We start from the raw sequence: 26,225 nt of genomic DNA, 5'->3' as shown, positions 1-26,225 counted from the left end.
TTAGTATGGCTACAGAAATGACCAATTGAAATGTCATTGTTTAGTAGATTCTAACTTCCCCACGCTGGTATGAACCAGATCAGGTCCTGAGGGTTAAGAAGCTTAAGCGCTTCTCTCTCAGCCCAACTTTTATTGGACACCCCTAGTCTAAATAATTTAATTGATTACAGGGTAACTATATCTCACCCTTTTCATTCTGTAAATAATTTGAAAGACCTAATATTTTTATTACAACTCTCTAAAATTTGTTATTTGAAGGAGAGCCTTTAATTAATTCCCCAGGCTCTCAAGGATAGGGTAAAGCTCCTCTAAATGCTTGATCTCATAGGTTGGAATCACTTCATTCCGTTCCTTATCATGGCGATTTATCCAAACCGACTTTATGCCTACTCGTGATGCTCCGAGGATATCCGTCATTAAATTATCGCCGACCATCAATACTTCATCCTTATCAAGCTCCATGATTTCCAAAGCATGCTCAAAAATGGAGGCATCCGGTTTACCTCTTCCAAATGCACCTGATATCACGATTTGGTCGAAATAAGGAACCAGTTCAGGCGTAATTTCAAGTTTGGTATTTTGCAGCTCAGGAGATCCGTTCGTAAGCAATAGCAATTTATACTTCCCTTTTAATTCATCCAGAACACGGAATGTTTCTTCATAGATAAATGGCTTTTTGCGTCTCTCCGCAGGGAAACGTTCTGCCAGTTCAATCCCAAATTCCGGGTCATTGATCCCTAATGCCAATAACCCTCTCGTCCACGCTTCTTTCCGATAAGCCGGTGCAATCCCGGCCATCTTCCGGAATTCATCATGATCATCCTGAAAATTTCCCCATAGCCCCTCAAATGGGTTGATTCCGATCATTTGTGTGAATGCATATGTATCGTAAGAAGAATAAAGCTCACGCGCTTCCTTTCGCACAGCTTCTTCAAACTCGTCGACATTCAGATCATATTTCTCCTTGGCCACTTCACATGTGGCCACAAAAGCCTCTTTTACACTTTTCTGATCCCATAGTAATGTGTCATCTAAATCAAAAAAAACTGCCTTCAGCAAAATGTCCACCCCTCTTTCCCTATTATTGAATTCGTAAAAATTACACTATTACAATAATAAACCACAACCGATAAAAAAAGAATAACTATTCGGAAAATGACTTACCTTTTCTAGTGGGAAACCCTTATCCACTTATCATCTTTCAAATACATACAGCTTTCCATTACTGGCAATCTTGAATTTTGGACCGGTGAACCCCCGTCGGATCAGCTCTTTCCTTATATATACCATGAGGGCGGCATGACTCACGATCAGAACATCCCTTTCCCCCTTTGCAAAGACTTCATCCAATACTTTATTGATCCTTCGCTCTGCGATCTTAATTTCCGCCCTTGTCTGCTTGTTGAACACCGAGCAGCAGCGAATCCAGATGGCCCAAAGGATGAATGGCAGCTTTACTCTTCCTTTAAGAGCCGGGGAAGGTATTTCCCGCAGTTCCTCCATCCGATGAACCGTACCTGGATAAATATGTTCCGCTGTCTTGACAGCTCTCGACATATCACTGCAATAACATTCCTGCCATTCCTCCACGCCAAATAAAGTCGTTCCATAAATAATATCGGCTGTATCATAGTCCTCAAACCATTGCTTCATATCATCCGCCGTCACATATCTCCCAGTAGGAAATTCATGCGCCACCTTAAAATGCCGTACCAAACCAATTTTCATATCTTCTCCTTTTTATCTTTTAAAATATACGTTTCTTTTTCTTGTAAAAAGCCCTTACCAATATATTACCCTATGTAAAACTATAAAAAAAAGTATGTTGAAACCATTAAACCCTTACTGAACTCTCCTTGACACTGTGTATATGTTTAAAAATTCTTAAATATCCAGCGTTAATTATGATAGCATCGAAAAAAGAGAACGCATTTCGCATTCTCCATTTATCGTTTAATCTATGAATTGTAGTTCTGTTATCGTACATCTTTTCCTGAATTTATATTTTCCGCTCAAATCACTGAATTGATAATCATTGAGAGATTTCCCCAGTTGTTCCCTCAGCTTATCCACAGTGATGGATTCCTTAACTGTCTCTTTCCAATTTTCATTTCCGATCAACTCATCGAACGGAATGGTAGTCAGGACTTCATCATAAATCTGGATGCTTTGATCGATGCCGAAGCTGCCATAGATACTGCCATTTTCATCAGCAAAGATATGATCCGATTCCAATTCCTCCACCAATACTTCCAGATATTCCTTTGACTTAACAGGCTTGATGGCAATTTCTGCTTCCGCCTTTATAGGTCCCAATCTCTTATCGATGATCTCTATCGTCAATTTAACGTGAACGGGCGGATACCCGAACCCTTCACAAAGTTCTGCTGCCGAATTATATACCATCTGTACATCCTCCTTTTATCACTATCATTATATAATATAAATACTCCATTTCATTACCAAAAACCCTTACACTTGGCAACGTGTCTTTTTTGAACATCAACTCATTTTTTCCTTATCATAATAATAATAATAGAGTTTGAATGTTTCATTGTACTTCTGATCTTCTACTAATCTATAATTCTTCCACGCTTCTACTGCCTGTAGAAGCGCTATGGAAACATATCAATCATTCTACATTTTAATATATTGAAAAATAGTTTGATTTCAACAAAGAGTACAGTTATACTCATCGTGATAATGATTATCAATTTCATTCATTGAAAAGTAAAGGATGAATTAAAAAATGTTACATACTCTCTCTCTAAAGGAACTTAAAAATCGTTCAAATGTTTTTCTGCTAATGTGTTTATTCATCCTGGTGATTCTTGGATTAGTTGTGTCCCTGTTTTTGGCTGTAACATTTGGGGCAAAAGAGGTCACCTTCAATACGGTGTGGTCAGCGGTTTTTAATTATAATCCTACACTGACACAGCAACAGATTATCCACGAACTACGGCTTCCACGGGTTATTGGCGCAGCATTAGTCGGAGCAGCTTTTGCAGTTGCAGGTGCATTATTGCAAGGAGTAACCCATAATCCCTTAGCTGACGCAGGAATACTTGGAATTAACGCAGGGTCAATGTTTGTGGTAGCCCTTAGTTTTGCTTTCTTTCCAAACATTCCATATTCTCTTTTGATGATTTTTTCATTTATTGGAGCTGTATTGAGTACATTATGCATTTTTGTTATTGGATCATCTGTGCCAGGAGGATTAACACCCATTCGATTAACAATCTCAGGTGCAGTGATAGCAGCGCTCTTACATTCACTTAGTTCAGGAGTGGCTATTTATTATGATTTGAGTCAAGATTTAGCATTTTGGTATGCGGGAGGTGTTGCGGGGATAAAGTGGAATCATTTGAAAGTATTAGTTCCCATCATTCTTATCGCTATTATTTGGGCAATATCGTTAGGGCGGTCTGTGTCACTTATTTCAATGGGCAATGATATTTCCACCAATCTTGGTGTGAATACGAATCGTATCAGAATACTCGGAATGATAATAGCGGTTATTCTGGCAGGAGTTTCTGTTTCGGCCGTTGGTTCAATAGGGTTTGTTGGACTTGTAATCCCACATATTTCACGAAAATTGGTTGGAGGATATTATCAGCTCATCATTCCAATGTCAGCATTACTGGGTTCGATACTGTTAATACTGGCCGATTTGGGAGCTCGTACGTTGAACCCGCCTAGAGAGCTGGCTATTGGTATAATGGTAGCCCTTGTCGGTGTTCCTTTTTTTCTCTATATTGCTCGTAAAGTAGGGAGGAACTTATAGGTGAAATACCTTATGAATGCAGACAACAAGAGGGCATATACAGTTACTATGGTATTTATTTTAATTAGTATAGTTGCAGTATTAATAAGCTTGAATACAGGTACATTGCGGATTTCACCTTTAAAAGTAATCCAAACACTTTTTGGCTACGGTGATTTTAAAAGTTCTACTGTGCTGTTTGATTACCGTATGCCACGAATCTTGATTACCATGTTGGCGGGAGTTGGATTAGGAATTTCCGGAGCAATCTTACAAGGATTATCACGTAACCCTTTGGCAGATCCAGGAATTTTAGGCTTACATGCAGGTGCCTCCTTTGGTCTCATTATCTTTGTTACATATTTTCATTCATTAGATGAAGAAGCATCGATTCTTATACCGTTATTTACCTTTTCAGGCGGAATCTTAACTGCTTTTCTTATTGTTTTACTTGCATATGATCGTTACAAGGGCATATTGCCCATTCGACTTATTCTCATTGGAATTGCAATTTCTGCTGGTTTTAGTGCTATTACACTTTTTCTGTCTCTTCGTCTTGATGAAGAAACCTACTCATTTGCTTCAAGATGGTTAGTTGGAAATGTTTGGGGAAGAGATTGGATTCATGTTATTGCCCTTTTTCCGTGGATCCTTATATTAGCACCTTATGCTTGGTTCCAATCTAACACATTAAATGCCTTATCACTTGGTGATGACGTAGCAGCTGGACTTGGTACTTCTGTTCAAAAACAACGTTTGCTGATGCTGGTAACTGCTGTTGGTTTGTCTTGTGCGAGTGTTGCGATGGCCGGCGGTATTGGATTTATTGGTCTAGTCGCCCCTCATCTTGCCCGTCGGCTTGTTGGCCCAATGTACCAACATTTCCTTCCTGTTTCAGGACTTATAGGGCTCATTATTTTGGTTCTTGCGGATACCATTGGTCGATCCTTATTTCAGCCAAATGCTATTCCAGCTGGTATAGTAGTCGCTGCTATAGGAGCTCCGTATTTTCTTTATTTGCTCACAAAAACAAAATAACTTTTCAATAAGGAGAAAAAATGAAAAAGAAAATTACTATTCTATATAGCATTATGTTAATTCTTATTTTGTCGGCTTGCGGACAAACTTCTTCAAATGGTAGTAAATCAGCACAAAAAAATAATCCTGGGAGCGAAGAACCTAGAATCGCTTCACTTTCCATCCACCTAACAAATGATTTGCTGGCATTAGGTATAACTCCAGTTGGTTCTGTTATTGGTGGAGAATTAAAAGATTTTCTGCCTCATGTGAAGGATCAATTAAAAGATACGCAAAAGCTTGGACCTGTAAAAGATCCAGATATGGAAGCGTTGATTGAACTAAGCCCCTCCGTGATTTATCTTGATAAGGAATTCTCAGGACAAGATGTATCAAAATATGAAAAAATTGCACCGACTCATGTATTTAATCTTGATGAAGGAACATGGAAAGATCATTTAAAGTCCGTAGGTAAACTTGTCAATCGTCAACAGCAAGCAGAAAAATTCATTTCAGATTATGAAAAACAAACAAAAGAAGTGAAAGGTTTAATTAAAGATAAGCTTGGTGAAGGCAGTAAAGTTATGGCAATGCGTGTTACGGCAAAGGAATTACGAGTATTTAGTACTGAACGACCAATGGGACCTATCTTATTTCAGGATTTAGGTTTTAAACCTGCTAATGGTGTTGAAGACATTGATAAAAATCTACCTTACGAAGTCATATCTCAAGAAGTTCTTCCAGATTTCGATGCAGATGCTATATTTGTCATTGTCAACGGTGACGATGAGTCTCAGACAGCCTTTAAGGAATTAGAAGATACACCCATTTGGAAAGGGTTGAAAGCAGTTAAAGGAAAACATGTTTACGTAGTTCCGGACCAGCCATGGCTTGACTATTCAGCACTAGGAAATAAAATGGCCATGGACAATGCAAAAGAAATCTTTTCAAAATAATAGATTGAATTATTATTGTTGGTTTATTTTTATAGTATCTTTTAAGCATTTGAATTACCATAAAACTCATTATTAAGGTTAACACCTAACCTATGGAATTATCTTAGCCCGGTCTCAATAGATTCAAAAAAGGAAGAATCAACCTTACTCGAATAGTCAATAGAGTAATTATGCATGGAAAAAGGCTCTTATTAGTTAAGAGCCTTTTTGATGTTTATAGGTATATTGATTCTATCGATTCATTTAACAAATGTAAGTGTAATCATATTTTAGTTATCATTATTGACGGTTATTGGTGGAAGAGCTAAGAAAAAGAACAAGAAAAAACAAGACAGCTAACTGTGAATATTTTTTATTTCAAACGTGAACTGCCTTATTGTAAGTATGCTATCACATTATGGCTTTAGCACCACTTTAATACATTCATCTTCGTGATCGTTAAAGATTCGATAAGCCTCACTCGCTTTTTCTAGAGGGACTTTATGGGATATGATTTCCGTGGGGTCGAACTCTCCAGCCTTGATCTTATCAAAAAGCTTGGGCATGTAGTGAATGACCGGTGCTTGTCCCATTTTCAGATTAATGTTCCGCTCAAATAAATTGCCTAATGGGAACATATTATATTTGGATCCGTATACGCCAGTCAGTTGGATCGTGCCGAATTTACGTACGGCGTTAAGTGCAATCTCGATCGCACTTAACGTTCCACCCTGAAGTTTCAGCTTTTGCTCAATCGCCTCTATCGTTGATTTCTTGCCATCCATTCCCACACAATCTATGACCACATCTGCCCCGCCTGAAGTGATTTCCTTAATGTAGCTGCCCATATCGTTATATTTATCGAAGTTATACGCCTCAACCTTATTCATCTGTTTAGCCTTATTGAGTCTATAAGGAAGATTGTCGATGGCAATGACCCTTTTTGCTCCTTTCATCCAAGCGAACTTCTGAGCCATCAAGCCAATCGGCCCACAGCCCAATACCGCTACCGTATCATCTTTCTTGACGCCAGCGTTCTCTACACTCCAATATGCGGTTGGCAGCACATCGGACATGAACAAAAGCGCTTCATCTTCAAGTTCACATGACTCTGGGATGACAAACGGCATGAAGTTTCCATATGGTACCCTTAAATATTCTGCCTGCCCGCCTGGATAGTTCCCATATCGTTCCGTAAAACCAAAGTACCCGCCTGTATCCACCGCTTCATTGGGGTTGGAATTATCACATTGACTCTCCATATCATGTTCACAATAATAACAGTGCCCACAAGAAATGTTGAAAGGCAGGACAACCCTGTCCCCTTTTTTCACCTTGGTCACTTCCGGACCCACTTCTTCGATGATGCCCATCGGTTCATGGCCAATGACATAATCTTTATGCGTCGGCAAAGCACCCTGATATATATGGAGATCGGACCCGCAAATAGCCGTTGAAGTAACCCGGACGATGATATCATCCTTTTGCTGAAGTTTCGGATCTTCAACTTGTTTTACTTGTATATCTTTTGCTCCTTGAAAAGTTACAGCCTTCATAATCAACCTCCTAAAATATTCTTAATACATTTGATATACCCGTCCAAAAGACCACTAAGCCTATGAACACCTAATTCCCCAATAATTAGACGTCCTTCATTACAAAAAAGCCCCGGAAAACCGGGACTCACCTATGAAACCATTTATTTAGCAGCTTTATTTAGTAGCTTTATTTATTGCCATTATTATTGTGCTTGTACTCTTCAAGTACCTCATTGAATACATCGGGATAATTCGTAAACAGCCCCGTTGCACCCCATTCAAGAGCCTTTTTCATATCGGCTCTTTCATTTACTGTATATGGATGGAATTGGAGGTCATGACTGCGAACCATCTTTACATATTGTCCGTCAACCTTACTGAAGTTTGGGCCAACGCCAATTGCATATTCCTTAATGGATTCCAATTCTTCATCGGAAATGGTTGCTGGATTCTTATAAGAAAAAAGTTGCACAAGCGGTAACTTTGGATTCATGTCATGAACCTTCATAAGGCTTTCTTTACTGAACGATTGAATTAATACATTCTTGGTACGGCCTTTTGAATCTACCATTTTATATTCTTCCAGAACCTGCAGAAGTTCTTCTTCCATTCCCGGATATACTTCAGGGGACTTTGTTTCGATATAGTAATTGGCCTGCTTTCCGAACTTCTTAAAGACTTCTTCAAGAGTGGGAACCGTTAACCCTTCATATACCTCTTGTGCCAATTGCGGATATTTTTCATTGAACCATGTACCGGCATCCAGTTTCTTGATTTCTGTCAGCGTTAAATCCTTCACCAGACCAGTACCATTCGTTGTACGATCCACCTTTTCATCATGCATTGCTATCAATCTACCATCCTTGGTCATTTGAAGATCGATTTCTATGTAGTCGCCTTTCATTTGTTCTCCCAATTGATAAGCGGGAATAGTATGTTCAGGTGCATAACCAGAAGCTCCTCGATGTGCGATATTCACGATTTTCTTCTCATAAATAGATGAATTGGAATGATTTCCATTTGCAGCTGAGGCCCCCATGGAAGTAGCCTGCAATATAAAGGCCGCACTCATCATACAAAAACCGAATTTCTTTATATTCGTTTTCATTTTCCCTCTCTCCCTCCTACTATTACCATCATTTTAGAAGGGGAATGTGAACTTACAGCAAATATAATGTAAAGAAATAATATATTAGTTAAAATGGTTAAAATAACCTATCAAACACAGTGCATTCATGTAGTTCGTTGTACCTAATTCAAAATTTGGATGACAGCTTAAATGATTAAAAACCAGTTAAAAGCCTCTTCTTCTAAAAAAATCATAAATGAAAAATGTGCTAAACATGGATACTGGTAATCCAATAAGAAAATATAAAAAGTTTTTTGGGATGTACATATTGAAATAGTAGAAAAAAACAGGCACCCAAATGAGTATAACTAAATATTTCCAAGCCCTTCTCATTACACAACTCCTTACTACTCCGTTAATAATTATTTAACCGTTTCATTGACACTTTAAGCCTTCCATATCCATATTAAACCAAACTTAGAGACGATAAATTCCAGATATTAGATGAGATGTACCAATGTTGACATACCAAGAGGGCTTGGAGGGAATGGTTACCTTAACTCCCTGACCTCCCCTTCCGCTCCTAAACTCCACCCGAACCATGCCTTTTCTAAAGTATAGGCAGAGAGACTATATAGTGACAAAATCTATCTTTTCTGATTTACAAAAAACTAGTATCATATTACTATTAAACAAACAGAATATTAATCCTAAGGGGAATTATGTTAAAAAATTATCAATATTATCAAAACAAACACCGATTTATACTGAAGGCATTCATGGCAATGATATCCTTTTTACTATTAGTTGGGATTTCTGTATCACCTATAAGTTGGAAAGATAATCCCTACGAGATGACATTACAGGTCATTTTAATATCGGGGATGATAATTTCTCTGTTATTTTTCTTAAAAACAGAAGTCAATTTTTATAAGACCCTATTCATTTTCTTAATTACTGTTTATTTATATAGCAAATTCTGGATATTCCCGGATACTGCAATCATGCTGGCTTTATTTGCTATAGCACCCTTGTTTCCCATTTTTCTCTTTGATAAAATCGGGTTTTATGTTGTCGCCACTTTAAATATCATATTAGGTCCCGCTTCCATCTTGATCATTTCAAAAACGGATCTTCAATACACTTATGAATATGTCGCTTTGGATAGTTTCGGCAACACGCTTAATTTCATCGCCATACAAATCATATTGGTATTCGTATTCATAGGAACCAATAATAGGATGGAATCCACTAATGCATTTCATAAGGAAATACAGCAGGCTAAGCAATTGAACTCAGTCGGACAGCTAGCTGCCACCATTGCACATGAGATACGTAATCCGATTACAGTCGTCAAAGGGTTTGCCCAGTTATTAGATCAAGAGAAGGAACTGAATGAAACGGAAAAATTTTATGTACAGACCATGCTTACAGAACTTGAATATACACAAGTGATAATCAATGACTATTTGTCTTTGGCAAAACCGCAAACGGATAATGTACAGGTCATTCCTTTAAATTATGAAATCCAAAAGATTTCCGAACTCTTAACCAGTTTCGCCAATAATCGCAACATAGGCTTTCTCCTGGATTTCCGTGACGACCTGCACATTAACATGAATCCCATCGAGCTTAAACAGATACTGGTCAATATCATGAAAAATGGAATTGAGTCAATGAACAAACCCGGATTCATCAAGGTGGAAACAGAGCAGGAACGCACTATGGCAAAAGTACGAATAACGGATACAGGAATTGGCCTCTCAAAAGAACAGCTTGAAATACTAGGTACCCCATTTTATTCACTTAAAGATAGGGGAACCGGTATCGGCCTGACCGTTTGTTATTCCATCGTTCAAAAATACAAAGGGAAAATCGTGGTACAGAGCGAAGTGAACAAAGGAACATCGTTCACCATTTATTTGCCCTTATATAAAGAAATAGATTAAACATATATCCATAATAAGAAAAAGGATGACCACCCATCACCGGGCGGTCATCCTTTTTCAATTAGGCTTTAAAACTATCTTGCCATTTCAGCAAATGATTCTCTAAAAAGCGGACAAACGAGTCGGAGATTTTACCAGCGAAGGCAAAAATGATGATGCCTACGAATACGACGTCCGTTTGCATGAATGAACGGGCATCCTGGATCATGAAGCCCACCCCTCTATCCGCACCCAGCAATTCAGCGACGACCAGGCACATCCAAGCCGCACTTAAGGCTAAACGGATACCAAGTAATATGTTTGGTAAAGCTGCCGGAATCATGAGCTTCGTTATTTGTTCCCGACGGCTAAACTCCAAGATTAGGGCAACATCGTACAGTTTTTTATCCACATTCCGAAGGCCTAAAAAAGTTTGTAAATATAAAGGAAAAAAAGCACCTAAAGCAATAAGCAGCACTTTAGACAGTTCACCAAATCCGAACCACATAATGAATAAAGGGGTAATCGCAAGTAAAGGGACTGTTCGTAACATTTGAATGCTTGGGTTTAAAAATTCCTCGGATTTTTTTTGCATGCCAACGATGACTCCAAACAATAATCCTAAAAAACCACCTAATGCAAAGCCTAGAAGAGCCCGCGTTAAACTGATTTGTAAATGGATGCCCATTTCCCCCGACTGAACGAGATTAATGAAAGTCGTGACGATCAATAAAGGTGATGAGAATAATTGGGCAGGCAGGATGCCAACCGATCCTAATGTTTGCCATGCAATCAACACGACAAAGGGAAGGACCGAACCCCGCAATGCCGATTTGGCGAGTTTGGATTGTTTTGTCGTTTCCCTTATGACAAGCGGCTTGTTTTGAGCAACGGTCTGTGTAGACATAATTTTCATCCTTCCTTTTTTCAAAAATTTATTTAAATGCTCCAATCTTCCACTTCTACTGAATGATGATCAAGTTGGGTTAATATGACGGACCTGAATTCCTGAAACGCTTTGCTTGTTCGAGTTCTTGGATATGGCAAATCAATTGGAACGATAGCTTTAATCCGTCCAGGCTTTGCATCCATGACGACCACTTTCCTCGATAAAAAGATGGATTCATCTATATCATGGGTGACAAGCACCATCGTTGTCTTATTCCTCTCCCATATTTCTAGTAAAGCCTCTTGAAGATGCGTTCGCGTGAATGCATCCAATGCACCGAATGGCTCATCCAGCAATAATACTTCCGGATTACGTAATAAAGCCCTGGCAATGGCAACACGCTGCGACATTCCACCGGATAATTGGCGTGGATACGCCTTTTCAAATCCTTTTAGTTTAACAAGTGAAATCAAATCATCCACCCTTTTTCGAATGTCCGGTTTCTTTAATGGAAGGTTACCTGAAATATTCTTCTCCACGTTTAGCCATGGAAATAAGCGATGCTCCTGAAAAATGAAACCACGGTCTTTAGAAGGGCCGCTAACCGGATGATCCCCTGCCATGATCGCGCCGTCAAAGTCTGAATCAAGTCCTGCGATCAACTTTAATAATGTGCTTTTCCCGCAGCCGCTCGGACCAATGATGGTGACGAATTCACCATTGTTGACGGTCAAATTTAAATTATCCAAAACATGGACACTTTCATTCTCATTCTTAAATGTTTTGCTTACTTGATTAATTTCTAATGTCGCAACCAATATCCTCACCCTTTCTCAAATAAAAAAAATAGAGATCCAGCAATAAGGCACAAATTGTCCCTTTGCTGAATCTCTAGTTAACTAGTCGATTCGATATTTCATTTTATATTAACTTATCGATTATTTATAATCAACACCTAATACCAATTTATTTTATCGGATTAATCGCAAAAAAGTAATTGACAGATAATTCTAACAGCTGTTAAGATGCATTCATACACAAATCCGCTTCACACTGGAGCCAATTAAATAAAGGTCATGTGAATCAACTGGACTACCGGAGATTCAATGAAGAGTAACCCCGGCATACTCTTCGTTGAATCTCTTTTTTGTCATTAATCTGACTATCCAGATGTGGTAAGTGTATTAAAAAAGGAGGGAATTCATGAAGGAATATCGTAACAAGTTAACCGCAGTACTACTTGCCATCATTAGCATCGCTGTATTGGCAGGCTGTAATTCCGATGCCGGCAAAGCTTCCGGGAAAAGTGATCCACTGAAAGTTCATATTGCCTTAAATGGCAAGATGGGACCATTGGTCATTGCAAAGGAAAAGGGATTGTTCAACGAAGAGTTTTCTAAACTGGATGCCCAAATCGAGTGGAGTGAATTCCAAAGTGGTCCCCCGCTTTTGGAATCCCTTGCTTCCAATCGGGTTGACCTGTCTTTTTTAGGGGATGGTGCACTGATTGCCGGCATTGATAAGAATCTGCCATTCGAAGTGATTGCACAAACAGGTCGGGGTGAGTCATCTGTCCGGATTCTGGCTCAAGCAGAAGGTAACATAAAGAAGATTGAAGACTTAAAAGGAAAAACGGTCGGGGTTGCCTCGGGGACAACGGGTCATGTGTATTTAATCAAGGCTTTGAAAGCCCATGGTTTAACGACTGATGACATTAAACTCATCAATTTACAACCGGATGATGCTCAAGCAGCTTTTGAAACCAAACAATTGGACGCCTGGGCGATATGGAACCCTTATTACCTTAATAATATTGAAAAAGGGAATGCTGTCGCACTTAAAGTAAAAGGAAAAATATTGGCTCCTGGTGCAATCATTGCACGTAAGGGCTTTGCCGAAGAGCATCCTGAAATTGTTGAGGCCTATTTAAAGGTTTATAAAAAAGCTGCAGACTGGCAAATTGATAATCCAGATGAAGCATCTGAAATTTATTCCAAAGAAACTAAATTGCCTGTTGGTACGGTAAAGACAATAATAACGGCCGAAGAACCAAATATCTTCTTTACCGAAGATGCCATCAAAGCACAACAAGAATCCATCGATACTTTAGCTGGTGTGGGTTTTATCAAGAAATCATTTAATTTTAAAAATCAGATCCACAATGAATACATTGATGAAGCCTTTAAAAAATAAAAAAACATACCTTACAGGAGGAGATTGATTATGACGGAAACTAAAACACAACAATTAAAAGTCGTACCGGTAGCAGGAAGGATTGGAGCGGAAATTCAAGGAGTCCAATTAAGCGGAGACTTGGATTTAGCTATTTTCAATGAAATCAAACAAGCGTTAAACGATCATAAAGTCGTATTCTTCAAAGGACAAAATCATTTGGACGATGCCAGTCAAGAAGCATTTGCCAAACTATTGGGTGAGCCTTATGCACATCCTACAGTACCGGTCAAAGACAATACTAACTATATTTTCGAACTTGATTCCGAAAGGGGAGCAAAAGCAAACCATTGGCATACTGATGTCACTTTCGTTCCAGAAGTTCCAAAATACTCTATTTTAAGAGGTGTAACCATCCCTGACGTTGGCGGAGATACAGTCTGGGCAAATACCAATAAAGCATATGAAGACCTGCCGGATGGATTGAAGAAATTAGCGGAGGGATTATGGGCGATCCATACAAATGAATATGATTATGCTCAATTCAAACCAGCTGAAAACATCGATGATGAGGTTAAAAAGAAATATCGTGATGTATTCGAATCGACCATTTATAAAACAAGGCACCCAGTCGTTCACGTGCACGCAGAAACCGGAAAAAGGCATTTGTTATTAGGTGGTTTTGCTGGTAGAGTGGAAGGATATACAACAAGCGAATCCGAAAGATTATTAAGTATCTTCGATTCATACGTCACGCGCTTAGAAAATACCGTGCGTTGGCAATGGAGTGAAGGGGACGTGGTCATTTGGGATAACCTAGCCACGCAGCATTACGCTATTGCCGATTACGGGGACCAGCACCGCGTCGTTCGCAGGGTCACTGTCGGAAAAGACGTTCCCGTAAACAAGGAGAACGAGTCCAGCAGACTAATTATTAAAAAATAAACACCTGTATCGAGTGAAAGGTTCGAAAATACTCAAACCTCCTGAGGAACTGGCCTTATTGCAGGAGGTTTGAGTGTTTTCTTTTTGAACAGGTCTTGCCACTCGCCCTTTGGCATTTTCAGTACTTTCCCCTCATTTAAAATTAACTTCAATGAATTCAACCTCTTCTGCCCGACTTAATATTCCATGGGCTTTTCCAACGGTGCCTTCTTTGTCTTCCCAAAAGAAGTTATGGTCCTGAACGATCATGCTAAAATCAAAGTCTCGCCACCGGGCAGCGATGGCCAGCAATCTATCTCTATGCTGAAAATCACTTGAATCCACTATTTTATAAACTTCTTCAATAATCTTAGGGGACATCGGTATAGCTCCCCATTTATCTTGCGAGCGAACCTTTTGATGAGTCATTTTATGCATGACGTCCATGACTTCCGCTTCGGTTGAGCCTTCATCAAGTCCTGTTTCAAATTCGATCCCATCATATATCGCTGTTTTCGCTTCAAGTTCCGCAGCTTTCGCTTTCGCTTCCCTTTGGGCTTCGATTTTTTCATCTTCTCTTTCTCTTTCAATTTGTTCTTTGGCTTCCCTGGCTTCAATTACCAGTTGAGCTTTTTCGTACTCATTGGAGTTCTCCATGATTTTAAAGGAAGCAACCCCCACCCCGAATAATGCAACAGCAGAGATTCCACTAATAAGTAAAACCTTTTGCGTTTTCTTCATAAAAACTTCCTCCAAGATATTGATAATGTCAGATAATATTTATTTTAACATATTAAATGGATGGACTATCCAGAAAAGGAAGACATCCAACCTTCTCATCCCTTCAATAAGAAATACAGTAGTTTCAGATATCGATAATTACCCAAGGTACCATTATATTTTTTCAAGAAGATTCATTCGTCCCTTATTCCATGTTGGATGACGTATATAATGCAGCAACAGTAGACAAAGAAAAATTGATAATACCGGGTGCCGGGCATTGTGAAGCTGAGGTAGTGGATCCAAAATAGTATTGGAACAAGGTATGGGGTTTTGTGGATAAATATATGGAGTAATGTAAGAGGGTAAAAAAGAAACTGCCGATATCATATCGGCAGTTTCTTTCGTTTTCGTCCAGATTATTTTGAGCTTACACAGCGTTTTTATCAGGATTAATTAGCCTGAACGATTATTTCATCGATTATACCGTAATCCTTCGCCTCATTTGCGCTTAAGAAATAATCACGATCTGTGTCCTTCGCCACCTTTTCGATAGGCTGACCGGTCCTTTCCGAGATGATTTGATTGATATGATCCTTTAGCTTCAAAATCCTTCGGGCAGAAATTTCAATCTCCGTGGCTTGCCCCCTCGCCCCACCAAGCGGTTGATGAAGCATGATTTCACTATTTGGCAAAGCGCACCTTTTCCCTTTCGTACCCGCCAATAAAAGCATGGCACCGAATGATGCAGCCATCCCCGTACATACAGTCCGGACATCAGGCTTAATATATTGCATCGTATCATAAATGGCGAAACCGGCACTGGTCGATCCCCCTGGACTGTTTATGAAGATGGTAATTTCTTTATCAGGTGCATCAGCTGCCAAGAATAACAATTGGGCAACCACGCTATTGGCTAAATGATCGGTGATCTCTTCCCCAATCATGATGATACGGTCTTTTAGAAGTCTGGAATAAATATCGTACGAGCGCTCACCCTTGCTTGATTGCTCAATTACATATGGAATGGTGGTCATATCTCTTCTTCCTCCTAACAATATTATTGGCTATGCAGCCATTGAGAGTGTGTTTGAAGGAGTGAAGCTTGATTTGGAAAGAATCGAACGATTCATCAGTTTAGGAATCATCGATTCACTGTTCAGGGATTTGAAAGATGGGATGCTTCTAATGAGGATATCAGGATTTTGGGCTTTTAAAGCCTGTGTCATCAGGGACATGAGCCGCTGTTCCTCCTCATCCTGCCAATCTTCCACGCAAGACAACCTACGCTCTTCAACGTCATTGTCAAAACGCTTTTTCACACGGTTCAAGATGGCCTTTACAGCCGTTTCCGTGGTGTTCAAGTAATCTGAGATTTCTTTTGACCGATAGAGGAATCCTTCCTTTAATATGAACACTACAGCTTGTTTCGGGGTAAGGGATTTTATTATATATTCAACCGTTTCAAATACATTTTCCCCAACTGACCCCAGCTGTTCGCTATCCAACAGATCGTCTAAGGATTCTTTTTTCCTTTTTCGTATCGTATCAATCCAGGAATGTCGGGCTATCGTCTTCAATAAAGCTGTTGTTATCTCCGTTTTCTTCCCATAGCCCTGCATTGCCTTCAATATCGTTTCCTGTGCCAAATCATCCCCATCCCAATTATTTTGGGTCAGGAATCGGCAAAACCGAATCAATTCAGGATAAACTTCACGCAAAATCGCACCGTTATCCATGTCTTCAGAAATATCTTCCCTCAACTTATTTATCATTTTTCTCACTCCTTCAACACCCTCTATCCTCTAAACGTTTCAGAAAGAGAAAAAGATATGGGGGTGAAAAATTTTCCTTCATGCTTCATTATATTCTATTCCATTTTTTCCATTGGATTTCCTTTCATACTAAAAACCTGTTTGGTTAGGATCCAAACAGGCTAATATATGGCCTCCCCCGCTGTGTACCCGGTTCGTCACCAATCATTTCAGTGTAGACCTTATTTTCCAAAACAATTATTATTCCCCGTGCATTCCATTAAGCCAACCAGCAAAATCTTTGAATGTGACCTCCTGCTTACGGTAATGTTCCGCAACCCAAATCGCATCTTGTTCCGATAAGCCTGACGTTCTGGATGTCCTTGATGTGAATCCTGAATTTCAAAATTCCGGGTGATCCTTAATGCTGCTATTCCAAGTGTTCAATGCATTCAACCGTGTATTCGCTAGGTTCCATTTCGTTTACTTCAATACCAAACCAACTGGAGGAACGACTTTCGTTAGCGCTATCTTTACAATAGTTCACCAAAGAACCTGCAGACTTCTCTTCAGATTCTTCATCGCTCATCTCTTCAAAATTCACTGATCGCTCGTTATGAGGCTCTCTGTCTGCCTTTTCATTCTCCAGGTCTGCGAACATGAACATGCAGTAAAAAACGGCTATCATAATTGCCATAGCAATCAACCTTGACCTTAAAGGAAGTACCTTTTTCAATATAGCTAAAACTCTCTTCATAGTAGTTTCCCCAATCCTGCTAAAGCATAATAAATTCACAATGAATTAATTCATCTATTAAATATCCATCAATAACACTAGTTTAGAAAAATATTACTATTTTCATTATATCAAGTTCCAGAAGTTTTTATTGCATTATTCATTAAACAACTAAAATACTCCGAACACTATAAAATGGACAGTCCAAAAAAATATCAGTATACTCCTCAAATTGACTTCCATCCTTTTTCAGTGTTACTCTTAAAAGTATACATTCAAAATACTGATTCCATTAGGGTGAATTAAGGGTGAACACATTTGCCGAAAGAACATTTAATAGACGTTCAACCAATCAGATCATTGGAAAAATTAGATGATATGAAATGGTCATTGAAAAGACATTGCAGCGAGAGAGACTACATATTGTTCTTGTTAGGCATCAATACCGGCTTACGTGTAACTGATTTATTATCGCTGAAGATAAAGGACATTAAAGGCAAGATGGAGGTAATCATCAAGGAAGGGAAAACAAAAAAGCCAAGAATGATACAGCTTAACAATGTATGTAATGAATTGGCAGCCTATATAGCCACCATTGATGGTGAATGGCTATTCCCCTCACGCAAGGGCGATAAGCCAATAAGTAAGATACAAGCTTACAGACAGCTTAATAAAGCAGCGGACATGGTGGACATCGTGGGCGTCGGTACCCATACCATGCGGAAAACATTCGGGTACTGGCACTATAAACGAAGTAAGAACCTTGCTGAGCTACAAATGATCCTTAACCATTCATATCCTGAAATTACACTAAGGTACATTGGGATTGCTGATAAAGGAACAGAGGACAGTTTAAATGACTTTGCACTATGGGAGGACGGAAGAAATGTCACTGACTGAATACAATGCAAAATATGAATACATCATTCGCAGCAATATTTCCGACAGACAAAAGGCATTGAAATTAGCTGATTTAATGACCGATATGGAAGGCCAGCTAAGAAATGAAATCGGGGAACATCGAAATAAAGAGGTAAATGCTTTATATAAAAAAGTATCTCTTTTCTCCAACTTGTTATAACCAGCTTAGGACCTTGCCCTTATGTGCAGAGGTCTTTTTTTTCCTTGAAAGTAAATGCTTGTTTCTTTAAGGCTTTAAACTGAACCTCATTTATATCTGGTAGGCCCTTTTCATCTTCCTGTAACACCACAACATAACATAACGAAAAAGCTCTATTTCAAACTTCATTCTCTCTCTTCTCTGACTCTCCTAAGCCGTATGCTTACGATTTAATTCCAGACAACTTTCGAATAAAAAAATTAATTAATATCATCCGGTACACTCGGTAATGGTTTCAATGTTTACAAATTAAACATACTTAAGGAATACTTTTTCGCCATCATTTCCAAGATTTTTATCCCGGCAACGCTGTTCCCCTTCTCATCCAGCGCTGCACCATAAATTCCAATCCCACATTTTCCGGGGACGGCCCCCATTATTCCCCCTGACACACCGCTTTTAGCCGGTATGCCAACATTAATGGCAAATTCACCTGATGCGTTATACATGCCGCAAGTAACCATGAATGTCTTGCAAATACGGGCAATGTCCCCGGGGATGATTTGCTTTCCCGTCAGTAAATCTTTCCCATTCATGGCCAGCACACAGCCTATCCTCGCTAAATCCTGACTGTCCATTTCAATGGCACACTGCTTCGAATACAATTCGATTAACTCCTCCACATCCTCATTTATTACATTATGCTGCTTTAAAAAATAGCTTAACGACCTATTTAAGTCTGCTGTATTGTATTCTGACCGGGCAACATCTTCATTAAAACCGATAGTAGGATTTTGCGTCAACTCCCGGATAAAATGTAAAATACGCTGAAATCGCTCATTTACACTGTTACCTGCAATCATGTGGGTCACAGTCAATGCTCCTGCATTGATCATGGGGTTTAACGGTTTGGATGGCTTGTTTGTCTCTAGCTTGGCAATCGAATTAAAAGGATCGCCAGTGGGTTCTTTTCCTACATAGGAAAAGACATAATCCTCCCCTTTTTCCATTAATACAAGAGCAAGTGTCAAAACTTTTGATATGCTTTGCAGGGTCATTTTACCTCTTACATCACCCGCACAATATCCTTTCCCGTCAGGATAGTAAATAGCAACAGACAAATCCCCAGGATTCGCCTTTTCAAGAGCCGGTATATAGTCTGCCACTGTCCCGTTACTCGTATATTTTTTTGCCTCATCAACCAGTTGCTGTAATTCGTCATTGGACCTGCATTGACATCCCATATTGTTCACAATTTTCCGCCCCTTAGAAAATATGTTTTGTGAAGTGTTCCTAGATAGTGTTTTTTTATTTATTGCCATATTTCATCGATATTATTTAAAAAACCAGGAATCGGATAATAAATAGAAGGTTAGAGGAACTACTTTCCTGGTTTAAGATTTCTTAAATAATAATTCTTTAAAGAAATTTTCATTTGCTTCTTACTGATTTTAATTCGCCCATTGTAAGGTCACCACTTCTTGCCATACCTCCCTACCGTCTAATCTAGATGTTCAGGTTTGAATTATTTTCATAAAGACAAAGAAAAACAACAACATATACGTCAAAGGTCAAGCAGTAAGACAGGTAAGCCAACGCCTTGTAAAAAAATCGGAGCAACTTCACTGTTCTTTAAAGAAGATTTAATTTAAAAAAGAAGGAATTAGAAGCGCTTATACGGAAATATATATTATCGCATAAGCTTTCATATGTATTTCACACTTGATGGAAAGTAGGAAAAGCCATGGGAAAATCAAAGAGTTTACAAGAAATCTATAACGCCAACCGTCCAGAAAATAATGAACTTTTCCGAGCGATACAACAGCGTCTACAAATGAAGCATCCAGACAAACGAATGACAGCTACGAGAACATTGCAAATAATTGTGGCTGATAGTGTTTCATCTGGAGAGCTGCGTAACGTGGAAGCCCGCCTTCTTCACAGTTTATAACGATCTGTTGTTTCATAAGCCCTTTGAAATGTTAGAACACAGAAAGGATCTTCGTTTCGTAACTCAGCAACATTCATTCTTTTGCTTACTTAGTGCGCTTTGGTGCATCACTTTGCCTCTGGAAAAGTGTCTGTTTTCTATTTACTTAATTTGAGTACAGATTTACTTTCAAATGGTGAGTAAAAAATGCTCAAAAGATAAAGATTGACATCATTTTTAGTGTGACTCATACTAATGGTGACTAAAATGACAGAATATTACGAATAGTGGAGGGGTAATTATGAATAAGATTTTCGTTCCTAACGCAATCGCCACTTTAACAAGACTTTTCTACAGTTCGACTACAATGAATGAGTATTTAGCGATGAGAACCGCCCAATTCTACATTGAAGACCTGAAATTACTGCAAGACGTGGAAGCTGTTGCCTTGGCAATTGAAAATCAAAATGCTTTCGCATTAATGTCTAAATTTAAATTATTTGATTATAAGGCTGCTGAAAAAATTGAAATCGCACTATCCTCTTCTGGCTATACCGAAGCAGACCTAAATGCTATGAATATAGAAATCTAAATTATTTTTTAAAAAACGAATGGTAGAGTTAGTGCTCTATGACCCATTCGTTTTTATTTTTAATCGTTAGAACAAACGTGCACTTTGATAAAATAAACGATTTCAGTGCATAAGATTCTATCACCTTTTAAACTCCGATAACCTGCCAAACTGTTTGATCCGATTTTGTATGCTCCTTGGTTTCAATTCCCTTCATTCTAGAGTGATTAAAAACCATTGCATAATACCCCCGCACATTATTTGTACATATTCTGTAATGCGTCATGAACATAAAAAAGCTTCACACAATTAAGTGTGAAGCTTGATGTAATAGCGATTCTTCGCTATTGGTGATACCGGTGGCCGGGGTCGAACCGGCACTCCAGAGGAACACGATTTTGAGTCGTGCTGGTGAGGCACACTCTCAAAAAGCTGTTATTATCAAAGCATTAAAGCTTTTTATTAAATTTCGATACACACTATTCCCATATTTTACGCTTAAGGTAAAAATCCTCTCTTTCTTGTACTTCGTCATTAGAGGGGGCATGAGGGAGATAACATTTTAGTTCGCAATGTTCTCCATTTACAGCGTTTTAATCCCAAATTTTTGTTGCATTGTGGTCTTCATGGCCAGGATGAGGATTCGTATGCGGTGTTGTATCCAAAATAAAGCTACCCAAAAATATAAATACATACATAAAAAACATGCCAACAATCACTGAAAAAGCCAACCACTGGTAAAATTTCATTTTTAAAATCTGCTTTCATTTAATTTCCTTATCTCCCCCAAATAGTTTGTTATGTAAAATCCATCGAGTTATGAAGCTCGTAGATTATTAGTATAATTCTATTATATTGTAACCACCTAATTTTGTTTGGAGCAGTTCAAAAAATAAATTGATTTTTTTACATTTTTATTTTTGAATATTAATAATCAGTTTCTTTGATGTCATAGTGCTTTTCGATATAAGCTTTTTCTTCTTCAGGCGTCAATATGCCACGAGCTTTTCCGATATTTCCACCTTGAAGCTTCCAAATATCGTTGTGGTCTTCATCCACGTTTGAAAAATCATTATTTTTCCAGCCATTGAGAATGCCTAAATACAAATATTGTTCTCGGTATTCGTTTTTCTCAATTACAGCGATTAATTGCTCAATTCGCTCAGATGTTATTGGAACAAAACCCCATTTATCTTCAGCTTCTACTTTCTGATGTGACATTACGTGAATGGCATTTTGAATTTCTTCTTCGCTCATTTTCATCGAATATTCTTCTTCAACAGGAGCTGCACCTGTTTCTTGAATTTCAAAAGTTTTTTCTCCGTTCGATTGCTGTTTTTCTTTGACAATCACATCGTTTTTGCTTGTTAAATTGCCAGCTACAAATATCAATGCTACAGAAACGAGAAGCCCTCCTATTATTAAAATTGTTTTCTTCATATATATTCCCTACTTTCATACAGGTGTGAAGTACGTGTGATAGCTAATGCACATTCATTTCACATGGGGTGAACTGGCGGACAAAAGCCACGTGTAAAGCACAAGTCCTTTAATATTTATACGGACGGTACTTGATACGACTTTTTTCAAGCTCTGCCTTTTTCTTCAAAATATCTTGTTTCAAGTACAACTGAATCCCAGCTTTTTTGATTGGGACGATTTTTTTCTTTTTAATCAACGAGCTAAGCCTGGCACGAGAAATGCCAAGCAACTCTATACATTCAGTGGAAGTCAAAACTTCTTCAAGCACAAATTTCTTTGGGTCGAATTTTTCCATAATGTAATAATCAATCTTGGTTTCACCTCTATTTATGAAATGGCAAGGAGGTAAGTGCTTACCTCCCTTAAATTCATTTCTTTTCCATTTTGTGCAGAAGAATAGAGCAAATTATCATATAGACCGCCAATATCAACCAGTAGTAAATTGGAAAATCATCATCTTTTTCAATCGCTGAAAATATCCATATCCCAAATAACAAATATGGAATAGTCAATAAGAGTCGGAGTTTCCACAGATGTTTGCCCCATTTAACCTTCATGTAATTCCTCCTTTTAAATTCATTGGCAACGATTTTGGGATTTTTTCCACATTTCAAATTCTATGTTACTCGCAATAATTTCAGCATCCGTATATTTCAATCCACATAAAGCAACTTCAATTTCATCAGCACTTTTGCTGTCAAATAATCGTAGTTTGGGAACAAGAGCGTGTGATTGCTGACGTTCGATTTCTACAGCTACAGCTGATGTATCTCCAAGCAAATCCAAATCACTGATGTAATATTCCATTGTCCTCATGGCTAAGAAATCAGTGGTTGTTTTCTTACGGAAAAACAGGTCTCCTAATGTTTCGATAGCAGTTGATAATATTTCTGGTTTCACGGCTTTCGTCCTCCTCCGATTATACTAAATATTTTTACTAATTAATACTAAGTTACCGTATTGTGGCTGTAAACCTTTATTACAGCTACAGATAATAGAACCAAAATCGCTAGTGTATATAATAAGTAACTCTTACTTATATAGTTATTACTACTTATAAATAAATAGAGTAGTTAATTATATACACATGCGAAAATGGTTATTATTTTTTTCAATAATCGCCTCCATCTGCCTTCCATCCGATTTTTTTATCAATATAATACTGATATGAAATTATTTTTTTAAAGTGCGTCAGTCCACCTGACTTTATTGTAAAAAGCGTATATATGTTATAGAGGCACACTACAAGGAGGAAAATTCAAATGGTAAAAATAAAAGAAGATCGCACCGAACAATTGCTAACAAATGTCAAACCAAGTTTAAAACAAATCGTTCTTGATTTCGCTGAAGATAATGGCGAATTATCGGAATCGAAAGCTGTTGAGATACTAATCATTCGTGGATTAAAACTTCCTTCGCCTTATAAAGAAATTGCGAAGCACTTTGCAGAATGGGAACTTCCGCAAGATGGACGCATTCCGAAAACCGCCGAAGGATATGCGGAATATAAAGAAATAGTGGACGAAGCAACCCCAACGGACGAAAGTATTTACTATACAAACGGATACGGCTTCGACGAAAAAACGGGTCACCTTTTCATTGCGGTTTATGAAACGAATGATGAAGGTTGGGGAGAACTTGCCGAACCAACGCCCGACCAACGTGAAGGAATAATCATGGGAACGGTTGAAGAATGGGCGAATGACGGTGATTATGTCATTGAAGGTGTTCCAATGTATATCGAAGATAAAAACGGAAAGAAAATTCCGAATCAAGAATTTGTTGAGTACCTAAAAATAGATGTTGAAGGCGAAAAATTGTCCGACCTTATGAAAATAAGAAGTTATGCGTCACGTTGTTGCATATTCAAAATCATAATCTTGAGGTCCGACTCTGACATTAAAACTAATGGTTTACCTTTTGATTGTAAATTTTCTCTATAATATTTGAATGTATGAGGTCGAAGATTTCTGAGCTGACAATCTTCAAAAAATAATTTGAGAGCTGCATCATCAGAAGTAATGTATGAGGATTTTGTTGCTATTTTTAATTCATCTTCATTTAATAAGTTTCTACGTTTAGCCATTGCACATAATCCTCCGCACACTATTTGTCATTATTTTGTCGTGTGCAGAAACAAATAAAAAAGCTCCGTACAATTAAGTACGAAGCTTTGATATAACAGCAGTCTTAGCTGTTTTCATGATACCGGTGGCCGGGGTCGAACCGGCACTCCAGAGGAACACGATTTTGAGTCGTGCGCGTCTGCCAATTCCGCCACACCGGCATGTATGTTGGAGGCGGCAACCGGAATCGAACCGGTGGTAAAGGTTTTGCAGACCTCTGCCTTACCGCTTGGCTATGCCGCCAACGTTTTTGGAGCGAAAGACGGGATTCGAACCCGCGACCCCAACCTTGGCAAGGTTGTATTCTACCACTGAACTACTTTCGCATATGGCTGGGCTAGAAGGGATCGAACCTTCGCATGACGGAATCAAAATCCGTTGCCTTACCGCTTGGCTATAGCCCAATAACGTTGTAATCATTATACCATGTTTTTAAAAATGGGGCGACTGATGGGAATCGAACCCACGAATGCCTGAACCACAATCAGGTGCGTTAACCACTTCGCCACAATCGCCATTATAGGATTGAAATTGGCAGGGGTAGTAGGACTCGAACCCACACTGGAGGTTTTGGAGACCTCTGTTCTACCTTTAAACTATACCCCTGTAATAAAGATGGTGGAGGGGGGCAGATTCGAACTGCCGAACCCGAAGGAGCGGATTTACAGTCCGCCGCGTTTAGCCACTTCGCTACCCCTCCGCATATGGATGAAACATGGTGCCGGCAAGAGGACTTGAACCCCCAACCTACTGATTACAAGTCAGTTGCTCTACCAGTTGAGCTACACCGGCACTACTATGGTGGCTCAGGACGGAATCGAACCGCCGACACAAGGATTTTCAGTCCTTTGCTCTACCGACTGAGCTACTGAGCCAAACAATAAAAATGGCGGTCCCGACGGGAATCGAACCCGCGATCTCCTGCGTGACAGGCAGGCATGTTAACCGCTACACCACGGGACCATAGATTGCGGGGACAGGATTTGAACCTGCGACCTTCGGGTTATGAGCCCGACGAGCTACCGGACTGCTCCACCCCGCGACGGTAATAATGTTTCTTTTTATGCATCAAGTTTTCGTGTTGAGCGTTTCAATGGGCTGAAATAATCAATCCTTTATGCAGAAACAACTTGATGTTATTGAAAAATGGTGGAGGATGACGGGATCGAACCGCCGACCCTCTGCTTGTAAGGCAGATGCTCTCCCAGCTGAGCTAATCCTCCAATATGTTGTCTAAATGGTGACCCGTACGGGATTCGAACCCGTGTTACCGCCGTGAAAGGGCGGTGTCTTAACCGCTTGACCAACGGGCCAGGTATAAATGGCGGAGAGCAAGGGATTTGAACCCTTGAGACAGGGTTACCCGTCTACACGATTTCCAATCGTGCTCCTTCGGCCACTCGGACAGCTCTCCAATAATGGCTCCGCAGGTAGGACTCGAACCTACGACCGTTCGGTTAACAGCCGAATGCTCTACCACTGAGCTACTGCGGAACAATATAAGCTTGGCGACGTCCTACTCTCACAGGGGGAAACCCCCAACTACCATCGGCGCTGAAGAGCTTAACTGCCGTGTTCGGAATGGGAACGGGTGTGACCTCTTCGCTATCG

28 protein-coding genes, 15 tRNA genes, 1 rRNA gene, 1 pseudogene and 1 riboswitch are annotated in these 26,225 nt (G+C 39.2%); of the genes and pseudogenes, 12 read left to right on the top strand and 33 right to left on the bottom strand.

The features are described 5' to 3' along the window. Window positions 1-39 precede the first annotated feature (39 nt). Window positions 40-154: riboswitch (TPP riboswitch) on the bottom strand. Window positions 155-270: 116 nt separating this feature from the next. The 3 genes from V3595_RS00225 to V3595_RS00215 form a co-directional block, all read right to left on the bottom strand. Next, entirely contained in the window at window positions 271-1,059 is a 789-nt protein-coding gene (locus V3595_RS00225; RefSeq protein ID WP_485904793.1) for an HAD family hydrolase, read from the bottom strand. A 135-nt stretch (window positions 1,060-1,194) separates the two neighbouring features. Continuing rightward, window positions 1,195-1,728: a histidine phosphatase family protein gene (locus tag V3595_RS00220; RefSeq protein ID WP_485904791.1), complete on the bottom strand. Its 534-nt coding sequence runs from the start codon at window positions 1,726-1,728 to the stop codon at window positions 1,195-1,197. 225 nt (window positions 1,729-1,953) lie between these two features. Beyond that, complete coding sequence (locus V3595_RS00215) at window positions 1,954-2,406, bottom strand: hypothetical protein (protein ID WP_485904789.1); 453 nt, start codon at window positions 2,404-2,406, stop codon at window positions 1,954-1,956. 400 nt (window positions 2,407-2,806) lie between these two features. Here V3595_RS00215 and V3595_RS00210 point away from each other — a divergent pair, with 400 nt between their 5' ends. From V3595_RS00210 to V3595_RS00200, 3 genes are read left to right on the top strand one after another with little or no spacing between them, the layout of a single operon-like run. Further along, complete coding sequence (locus tag V3595_RS00210; protein WP_241663410.1) at window positions 2,807-3,784, top strand: FecCD family ABC transporter permease; 978 nt, start codon at window positions 2,807-2,809, stop codon at window positions 3,782-3,784. Window positions 3,785-3,796: 12 nt separating this feature from the next. Further along, window positions 3,797-4,801 (top strand): FecCD family ABC transporter permease, encoded by a 1,005-nt coding sequence (locus tag V3595_RS00205; RefSeq protein WP_425589464.1) that lies wholly within the window; start codon window positions 3,797-3,799, stop codon window positions 4,799-4,801. 20 nt (window positions 4,802-4,821) lie between these two features. Then, complete coding sequence (locus V3595_RS00200; RefSeq protein WP_485904787.1) at window positions 4,822-5,736, top strand: iron-hydroxamate ABC transporter substrate-binding protein; 915 nt, start codon at window positions 4,822-4,824, stop codon at window positions 5,734-5,736. A 395-nt stretch (window positions 5,737-6,131) separates the two neighbouring features. On the opposite strand, the gene V3595_RS00195 is transcribed toward V3595_RS00200, so the two are convergent. Then, window positions 6,132-7,271 carry a zinc-dependent alcohol dehydrogenase gene (locus tag V3595_RS00195; RefSeq protein ID WP_485904785.1) on the bottom strand — a complete coding sequence of 380 codons (1,140 nt, stop codon included), beginning with the start codon at window positions 7,269-7,271 and terminating at the stop codon, window positions 6,132-6,134. A 169-nt stretch (window positions 7,272-7,440) separates the two neighbouring features. Beyond that, window positions 7,441-8,361, bottom strand: a complete 921-nt coding sequence (locus V3595_RS00190; protein WP_485904783.1) for a glycerophosphodiester phosphodiesterase — start codon at window positions 8,359-8,361, stop codon at window positions 7,441-7,443. Between the two features lie 683 nt (window positions 8,362-9,044). Between V3595_RS00190 and V3595_RS00185 the strand changes: the two genes are divergently transcribed. After that, window positions 9,045-10,271, top strand: coding sequence for an ATP-binding protein (locus tag V3595_RS00185; protein WP_137024093.1), 1,227 nt, complete (start codon window positions 9,045-9,047; stop codon window positions 10,269-10,271). A 61-nt stretch (window positions 10,272-10,332) separates the two neighbouring features. Here the strand turns inward: V3595_RS00185 and V3595_RS00180 are convergent, their stop codons facing one another. Continuing rightward, window positions 10,333-11,166: an ABC transporter permease gene (locus V3595_RS00180; protein ID WP_485904781.1), complete on the bottom strand. Its 834-nt coding sequence runs from the start codon at window positions 11,164-11,166 to the stop codon at window positions 10,333-10,335. A 23-nt stretch (window positions 11,167-11,189) separates the two neighbouring features. After that, entirely contained in the window at window positions 11,190-11,960 is a 771-nt protein-coding gene (locus V3595_RS00175; RefSeq protein ID WP_485905664.1) for an ABC transporter ATP-binding protein, read from the bottom strand. A gap of 382 nt (window positions 11,961-12,342) precedes the next feature. Here V3595_RS00175 and V3595_RS00170 point away from each other — a divergent pair, with 382 nt between their 5' ends. Both V3595_RS00170 and V3595_RS00165 read left to right on the top strand, forming a co-directional pair. After that, window positions 12,343-13,332 (top strand): ABC transporter substrate-binding protein, encoded by a 990-nt coding sequence (locus V3595_RS00170; protein WP_485904779.1) that lies wholly within the window; start codon window positions 12,343-12,345, stop codon window positions 13,330-13,332. Window positions 13,333-13,362: 30 nt separating this feature from the next. Then, window positions 13,363-14,256, top strand: a complete 894-nt coding sequence (locus V3595_RS00165) for a TauD/TfdA dioxygenase family protein (protein ID WP_485904777.1) — start codon at window positions 13,363-13,365, stop codon at window positions 14,254-14,256. Window positions 14,257-14,388: 132 nt separating this feature from the next. Here the strand turns inward: V3595_RS00165 and V3595_RS00160 are convergent, their stop codons facing one another. Beyond that, window positions 14,389-14,976 carry a DUF6241 domain-containing protein gene (locus V3595_RS00160; protein ID WP_485904776.1) on the bottom strand — a complete coding sequence of 196 codons (588 nt, stop codon included), beginning with the start codon at window positions 14,974-14,976 and terminating at the stop codon, window positions 14,389-14,391. Window positions 14,977-15,146: 170 nt separating this feature from the next. Here V3595_RS00160 and V3595_RS00155 point away from each other — a divergent pair. Further along, a pseudogene (locus V3595_RS00155) lies at window positions 15,147-15,266 on the top strand (alpha/beta hydrolase); the annotation flags it as partial. Window positions 15,267-15,407: 141 nt separating this feature from the next. On the opposite strand, the gene clpP reads toward V3595_RS00155, so the two are convergent. The 3 genes from clpP to V3595_RS00140 all read right to left on the bottom strand — a co-directional run bounded on the left by clpP (window position 15,408) and on the right by V3595_RS00140 (window position 17,466). After that, window positions 15,408-15,992: an ATP-dependent Clp endopeptidase proteolytic subunit ClpP gene (clpP, locus tag V3595_RS00150; RefSeq protein ID WP_101223429.1), complete on the bottom strand. Its 585-nt coding sequence runs from the start codon at window positions 15,990-15,992 to the stop codon at window positions 15,408-15,410. A gap of 30 nt (window positions 15,993-16,022) precedes the next feature. Further along, window positions 16,023-16,730: a sigma-70 family RNA polymerase sigma factor gene (locus tag V3595_RS00145; RefSeq protein WP_485904774.1), complete on the bottom strand. Its 708-nt coding sequence runs from the start codon at window positions 16,728-16,730 to the stop codon at window positions 16,023-16,025. Between the two features lie 409 nt (window positions 16,731-17,139). Further along, window positions 17,140-17,466, bottom strand: coding sequence for a hypothetical protein (locus V3595_RS00140; protein ID WP_485904772.1), 327 nt, complete (start codon window positions 17,464-17,466; stop codon window positions 17,140-17,142). Window positions 17,467-17,823: 357 nt separating this feature from the next. Here V3595_RS00140 and V3595_RS00135 point away from each other — a divergent pair, with 357 nt between their 5' ends. Further along, on the top strand, window positions 17,824-18,345 hold the full coding sequence (locus V3595_RS00135; RefSeq protein WP_485905662.1) for a tyrosine-type recombinase/integrase: 522 nt from the start codon (window positions 17,824-17,826) through the stop codon (window positions 18,343-18,345). Beyond that, window positions 18,332-18,526 carry a hypothetical protein gene (locus V3595_RS00130; protein ID WP_063235353.1) on the top strand — a complete coding sequence of 65 codons (195 nt, stop codon included), beginning with the start codon at window positions 18,332-18,334 and terminating at the stop codon, window positions 18,524-18,526. Before V3595_RS00135 ends, V3595_RS00130 begins: the two co-directional genes overlap by 14 nt. 281 nt (window positions 18,527-18,807) lie before the next feature. On the opposite strand, the gene glsA is transcribed toward V3595_RS00130, so the two are convergent. After that, entirely contained in the window at window positions 18,808-19,749 is a 942-nt protein-coding gene (gene glsA, locus V3595_RS00125; protein ID WP_485905660.1) for a glutaminase A, read from the bottom strand. A gap of 500 nt (window positions 19,750-20,249) precedes the next feature. Here glsA and V3595_RS00120 point away from each other — a divergent pair, with 500 nt between their 5' ends. Both V3595_RS00120 and V3595_RS00115 read left to right on the top strand, forming a co-directional pair. Next, window positions 20,250-20,456, top strand: coding sequence for a hypothetical protein (locus V3595_RS00120; RefSeq protein WP_402899793.1), 207 nt, complete (start codon window positions 20,250-20,252; stop codon window positions 20,454-20,456). Between the two features lie 280 nt (window positions 20,457-20,736). Further along, window positions 20,737-21,027, top strand: coding sequence for a hypothetical protein (locus V3595_RS00115; protein WP_350300231.1), 291 nt, complete (start codon window positions 20,737-20,739; stop codon window positions 21,025-21,027). A gap of 572 nt (window positions 21,028-21,599) precedes the next feature. On the opposite strand, the gene V3595_RS00110 is transcribed toward V3595_RS00115, so the two are convergent. The 5 genes from V3595_RS00110 to V3595_RS00090 all read right to left on the bottom strand — a co-directional run bounded on the left by V3595_RS00110 (window position 21,600) and on the right by V3595_RS00090 (window position 23,388). Then, window positions 21,600-21,755, bottom strand: a complete 156-nt coding sequence (locus V3595_RS00110; protein WP_485904770.1) for a hypothetical protein — start codon at window positions 21,753-21,755, stop codon at window positions 21,600-21,602. Window positions 21,756-21,933: 178 nt separating this feature from the next. Further along, the gene (locus V3595_RS00105; RefSeq protein ID WP_485904769.1) at window positions 21,934-22,446 is read right to left on the bottom strand and encodes a DUF6241 domain-containing protein; all 513 of its coding nucleotides are present in this window, start codon (window positions 22,444-22,446) and stop codon (window positions 21,934-21,936) included. Window positions 22,447-22,555: 109 nt separating this feature from the next. After that, window positions 22,556-22,783, bottom strand: coding sequence for a DNA-binding protein (locus V3595_RS00100; protein WP_485904767.1), 228 nt, complete (start codon window positions 22,781-22,783; stop codon window positions 22,556-22,558). A 73-nt stretch (window positions 22,784-22,856) separates the two neighbouring features. Further along, window positions 22,857-23,045 (bottom strand): hypothetical protein, encoded by a 189-nt coding sequence (locus V3595_RS00095; RefSeq protein WP_485904765.1) that lies wholly within the window; start codon window positions 23,043-23,045, stop codon window positions 22,857-22,859. A 19-nt stretch (window positions 23,046-23,064) separates the two neighbouring features. Continuing rightward, complete coding sequence (locus tag V3595_RS00090) at window positions 23,065-23,388, bottom strand: hypothetical protein (RefSeq protein WP_485904763.1); 324 nt, start codon at window positions 23,386-23,388, stop codon at window positions 23,065-23,067. A gap of 362 nt (window positions 23,389-23,750) precedes the next feature. On the opposite strand from V3595_RS00090, the gene V3595_RS00085 reads away from it, so the two are divergent. Then, window positions 23,751-24,431, top strand: a complete 681-nt coding sequence (locus V3595_RS00085; protein ID WP_485904761.1) for a hypothetical protein — start codon at window positions 23,751-23,753, stop codon at window positions 24,429-24,431. 263 nt (window positions 24,432-24,694) lie between these two features. Here V3595_RS00085 and V3595_RS00080 read toward each other — a convergent pair. The 16 genes from V3595_RS00080 to rrf all read right to left on the bottom strand — a co-directional run. After that, window positions 24,695-24,775, bottom strand: a tRNA-Leu gene (locus V3595_RS00080). Between the two features lie 8 nt (window positions 24,776-24,783). After that, window positions 24,784-24,857, bottom strand: a tRNA-Cys gene (locus tag V3595_RS00075). A gap of 8 nt (window positions 24,858-24,865) precedes the next feature. Then, a tRNA-Gly gene (locus tag V3595_RS00070) sits at window positions 24,866-24,940 on the bottom strand. A gap of 3 nt (window positions 24,941-24,943) precedes the next feature. Then, window positions 24,944-25,018: transfer RNA gene (locus tag V3595_RS00065), tRNA-Gln, on the bottom strand. A 35-nt stretch (window positions 25,019-25,053) separates the two neighbouring features. Then, window positions 25,054-25,129, bottom strand: a tRNA-His gene (locus tag V3595_RS00060). A 17-nt stretch (window positions 25,130-25,146) separates the two neighbouring features. Then, window positions 25,147-25,220 (bottom strand) — tRNA-Trp (locus V3595_RS00055). A 10-nt stretch (window positions 25,221-25,230) separates the two neighbouring features. Further along, a tRNA-Tyr gene (locus V3595_RS00050) sits at window positions 25,231-25,314 on the bottom strand. 16 nt (window positions 25,315-25,330) lie between these two features. Next, window positions 25,331-25,406, bottom strand: a tRNA-Thr gene (locus tag V3595_RS00045). A gap of 7 nt (window positions 25,407-25,413) precedes the next feature. Next, window positions 25,414-25,489 (bottom strand) — tRNA-Phe (locus tag V3595_RS00040). A gap of 12 nt (window positions 25,490-25,501) precedes the next feature. Beyond that, window positions 25,502-25,577, bottom strand: a tRNA-Asp gene (locus V3595_RS00035). 5 nt (window positions 25,578-25,582) lie between these two features. Then, a tRNA-Met gene (locus tag V3595_RS00030) sits at window positions 25,583-25,656 on the bottom strand. A gap of 105 nt (window positions 25,657-25,761) precedes the next feature. Beyond that, window positions 25,762-25,837 (bottom strand) — tRNA-Val (locus V3595_RS00025). Window positions 25,838-25,852: 15 nt separating this feature from the next. Continuing rightward, window positions 25,853-25,927, bottom strand: a tRNA-Glu gene (locus V3595_RS00020). A gap of 9 nt (window positions 25,928-25,936) precedes the next feature. Then, window positions 25,937-26,028 (bottom strand) — tRNA-Ser (locus V3595_RS00015). 5 nt (window positions 26,029-26,033) lie between these two features. Further along, window positions 26,034-26,108 (bottom strand) — tRNA-Asn (locus V3595_RS00010). A gap of 9 nt (window positions 26,109-26,117) precedes the next feature. After that, window positions 26,118-26,225, bottom strand: a 5S ribosomal RNA gene (gene rrf, locus V3595_RS00005); the annotation flags it as partial.

It is taken from the genome of Bacillus sp. CFBP9009, assembly GCF_036541465.1.
GTDB lineage: Bacteria > Bacillota > Bacilli > Bacillales > DSM-1321 > Peribacillus.
The sequence above is the reverse complement of the archived record's forward strand: the minus strand, read 5'-3'. Positions and strand labels throughout refer to the sequence as shown.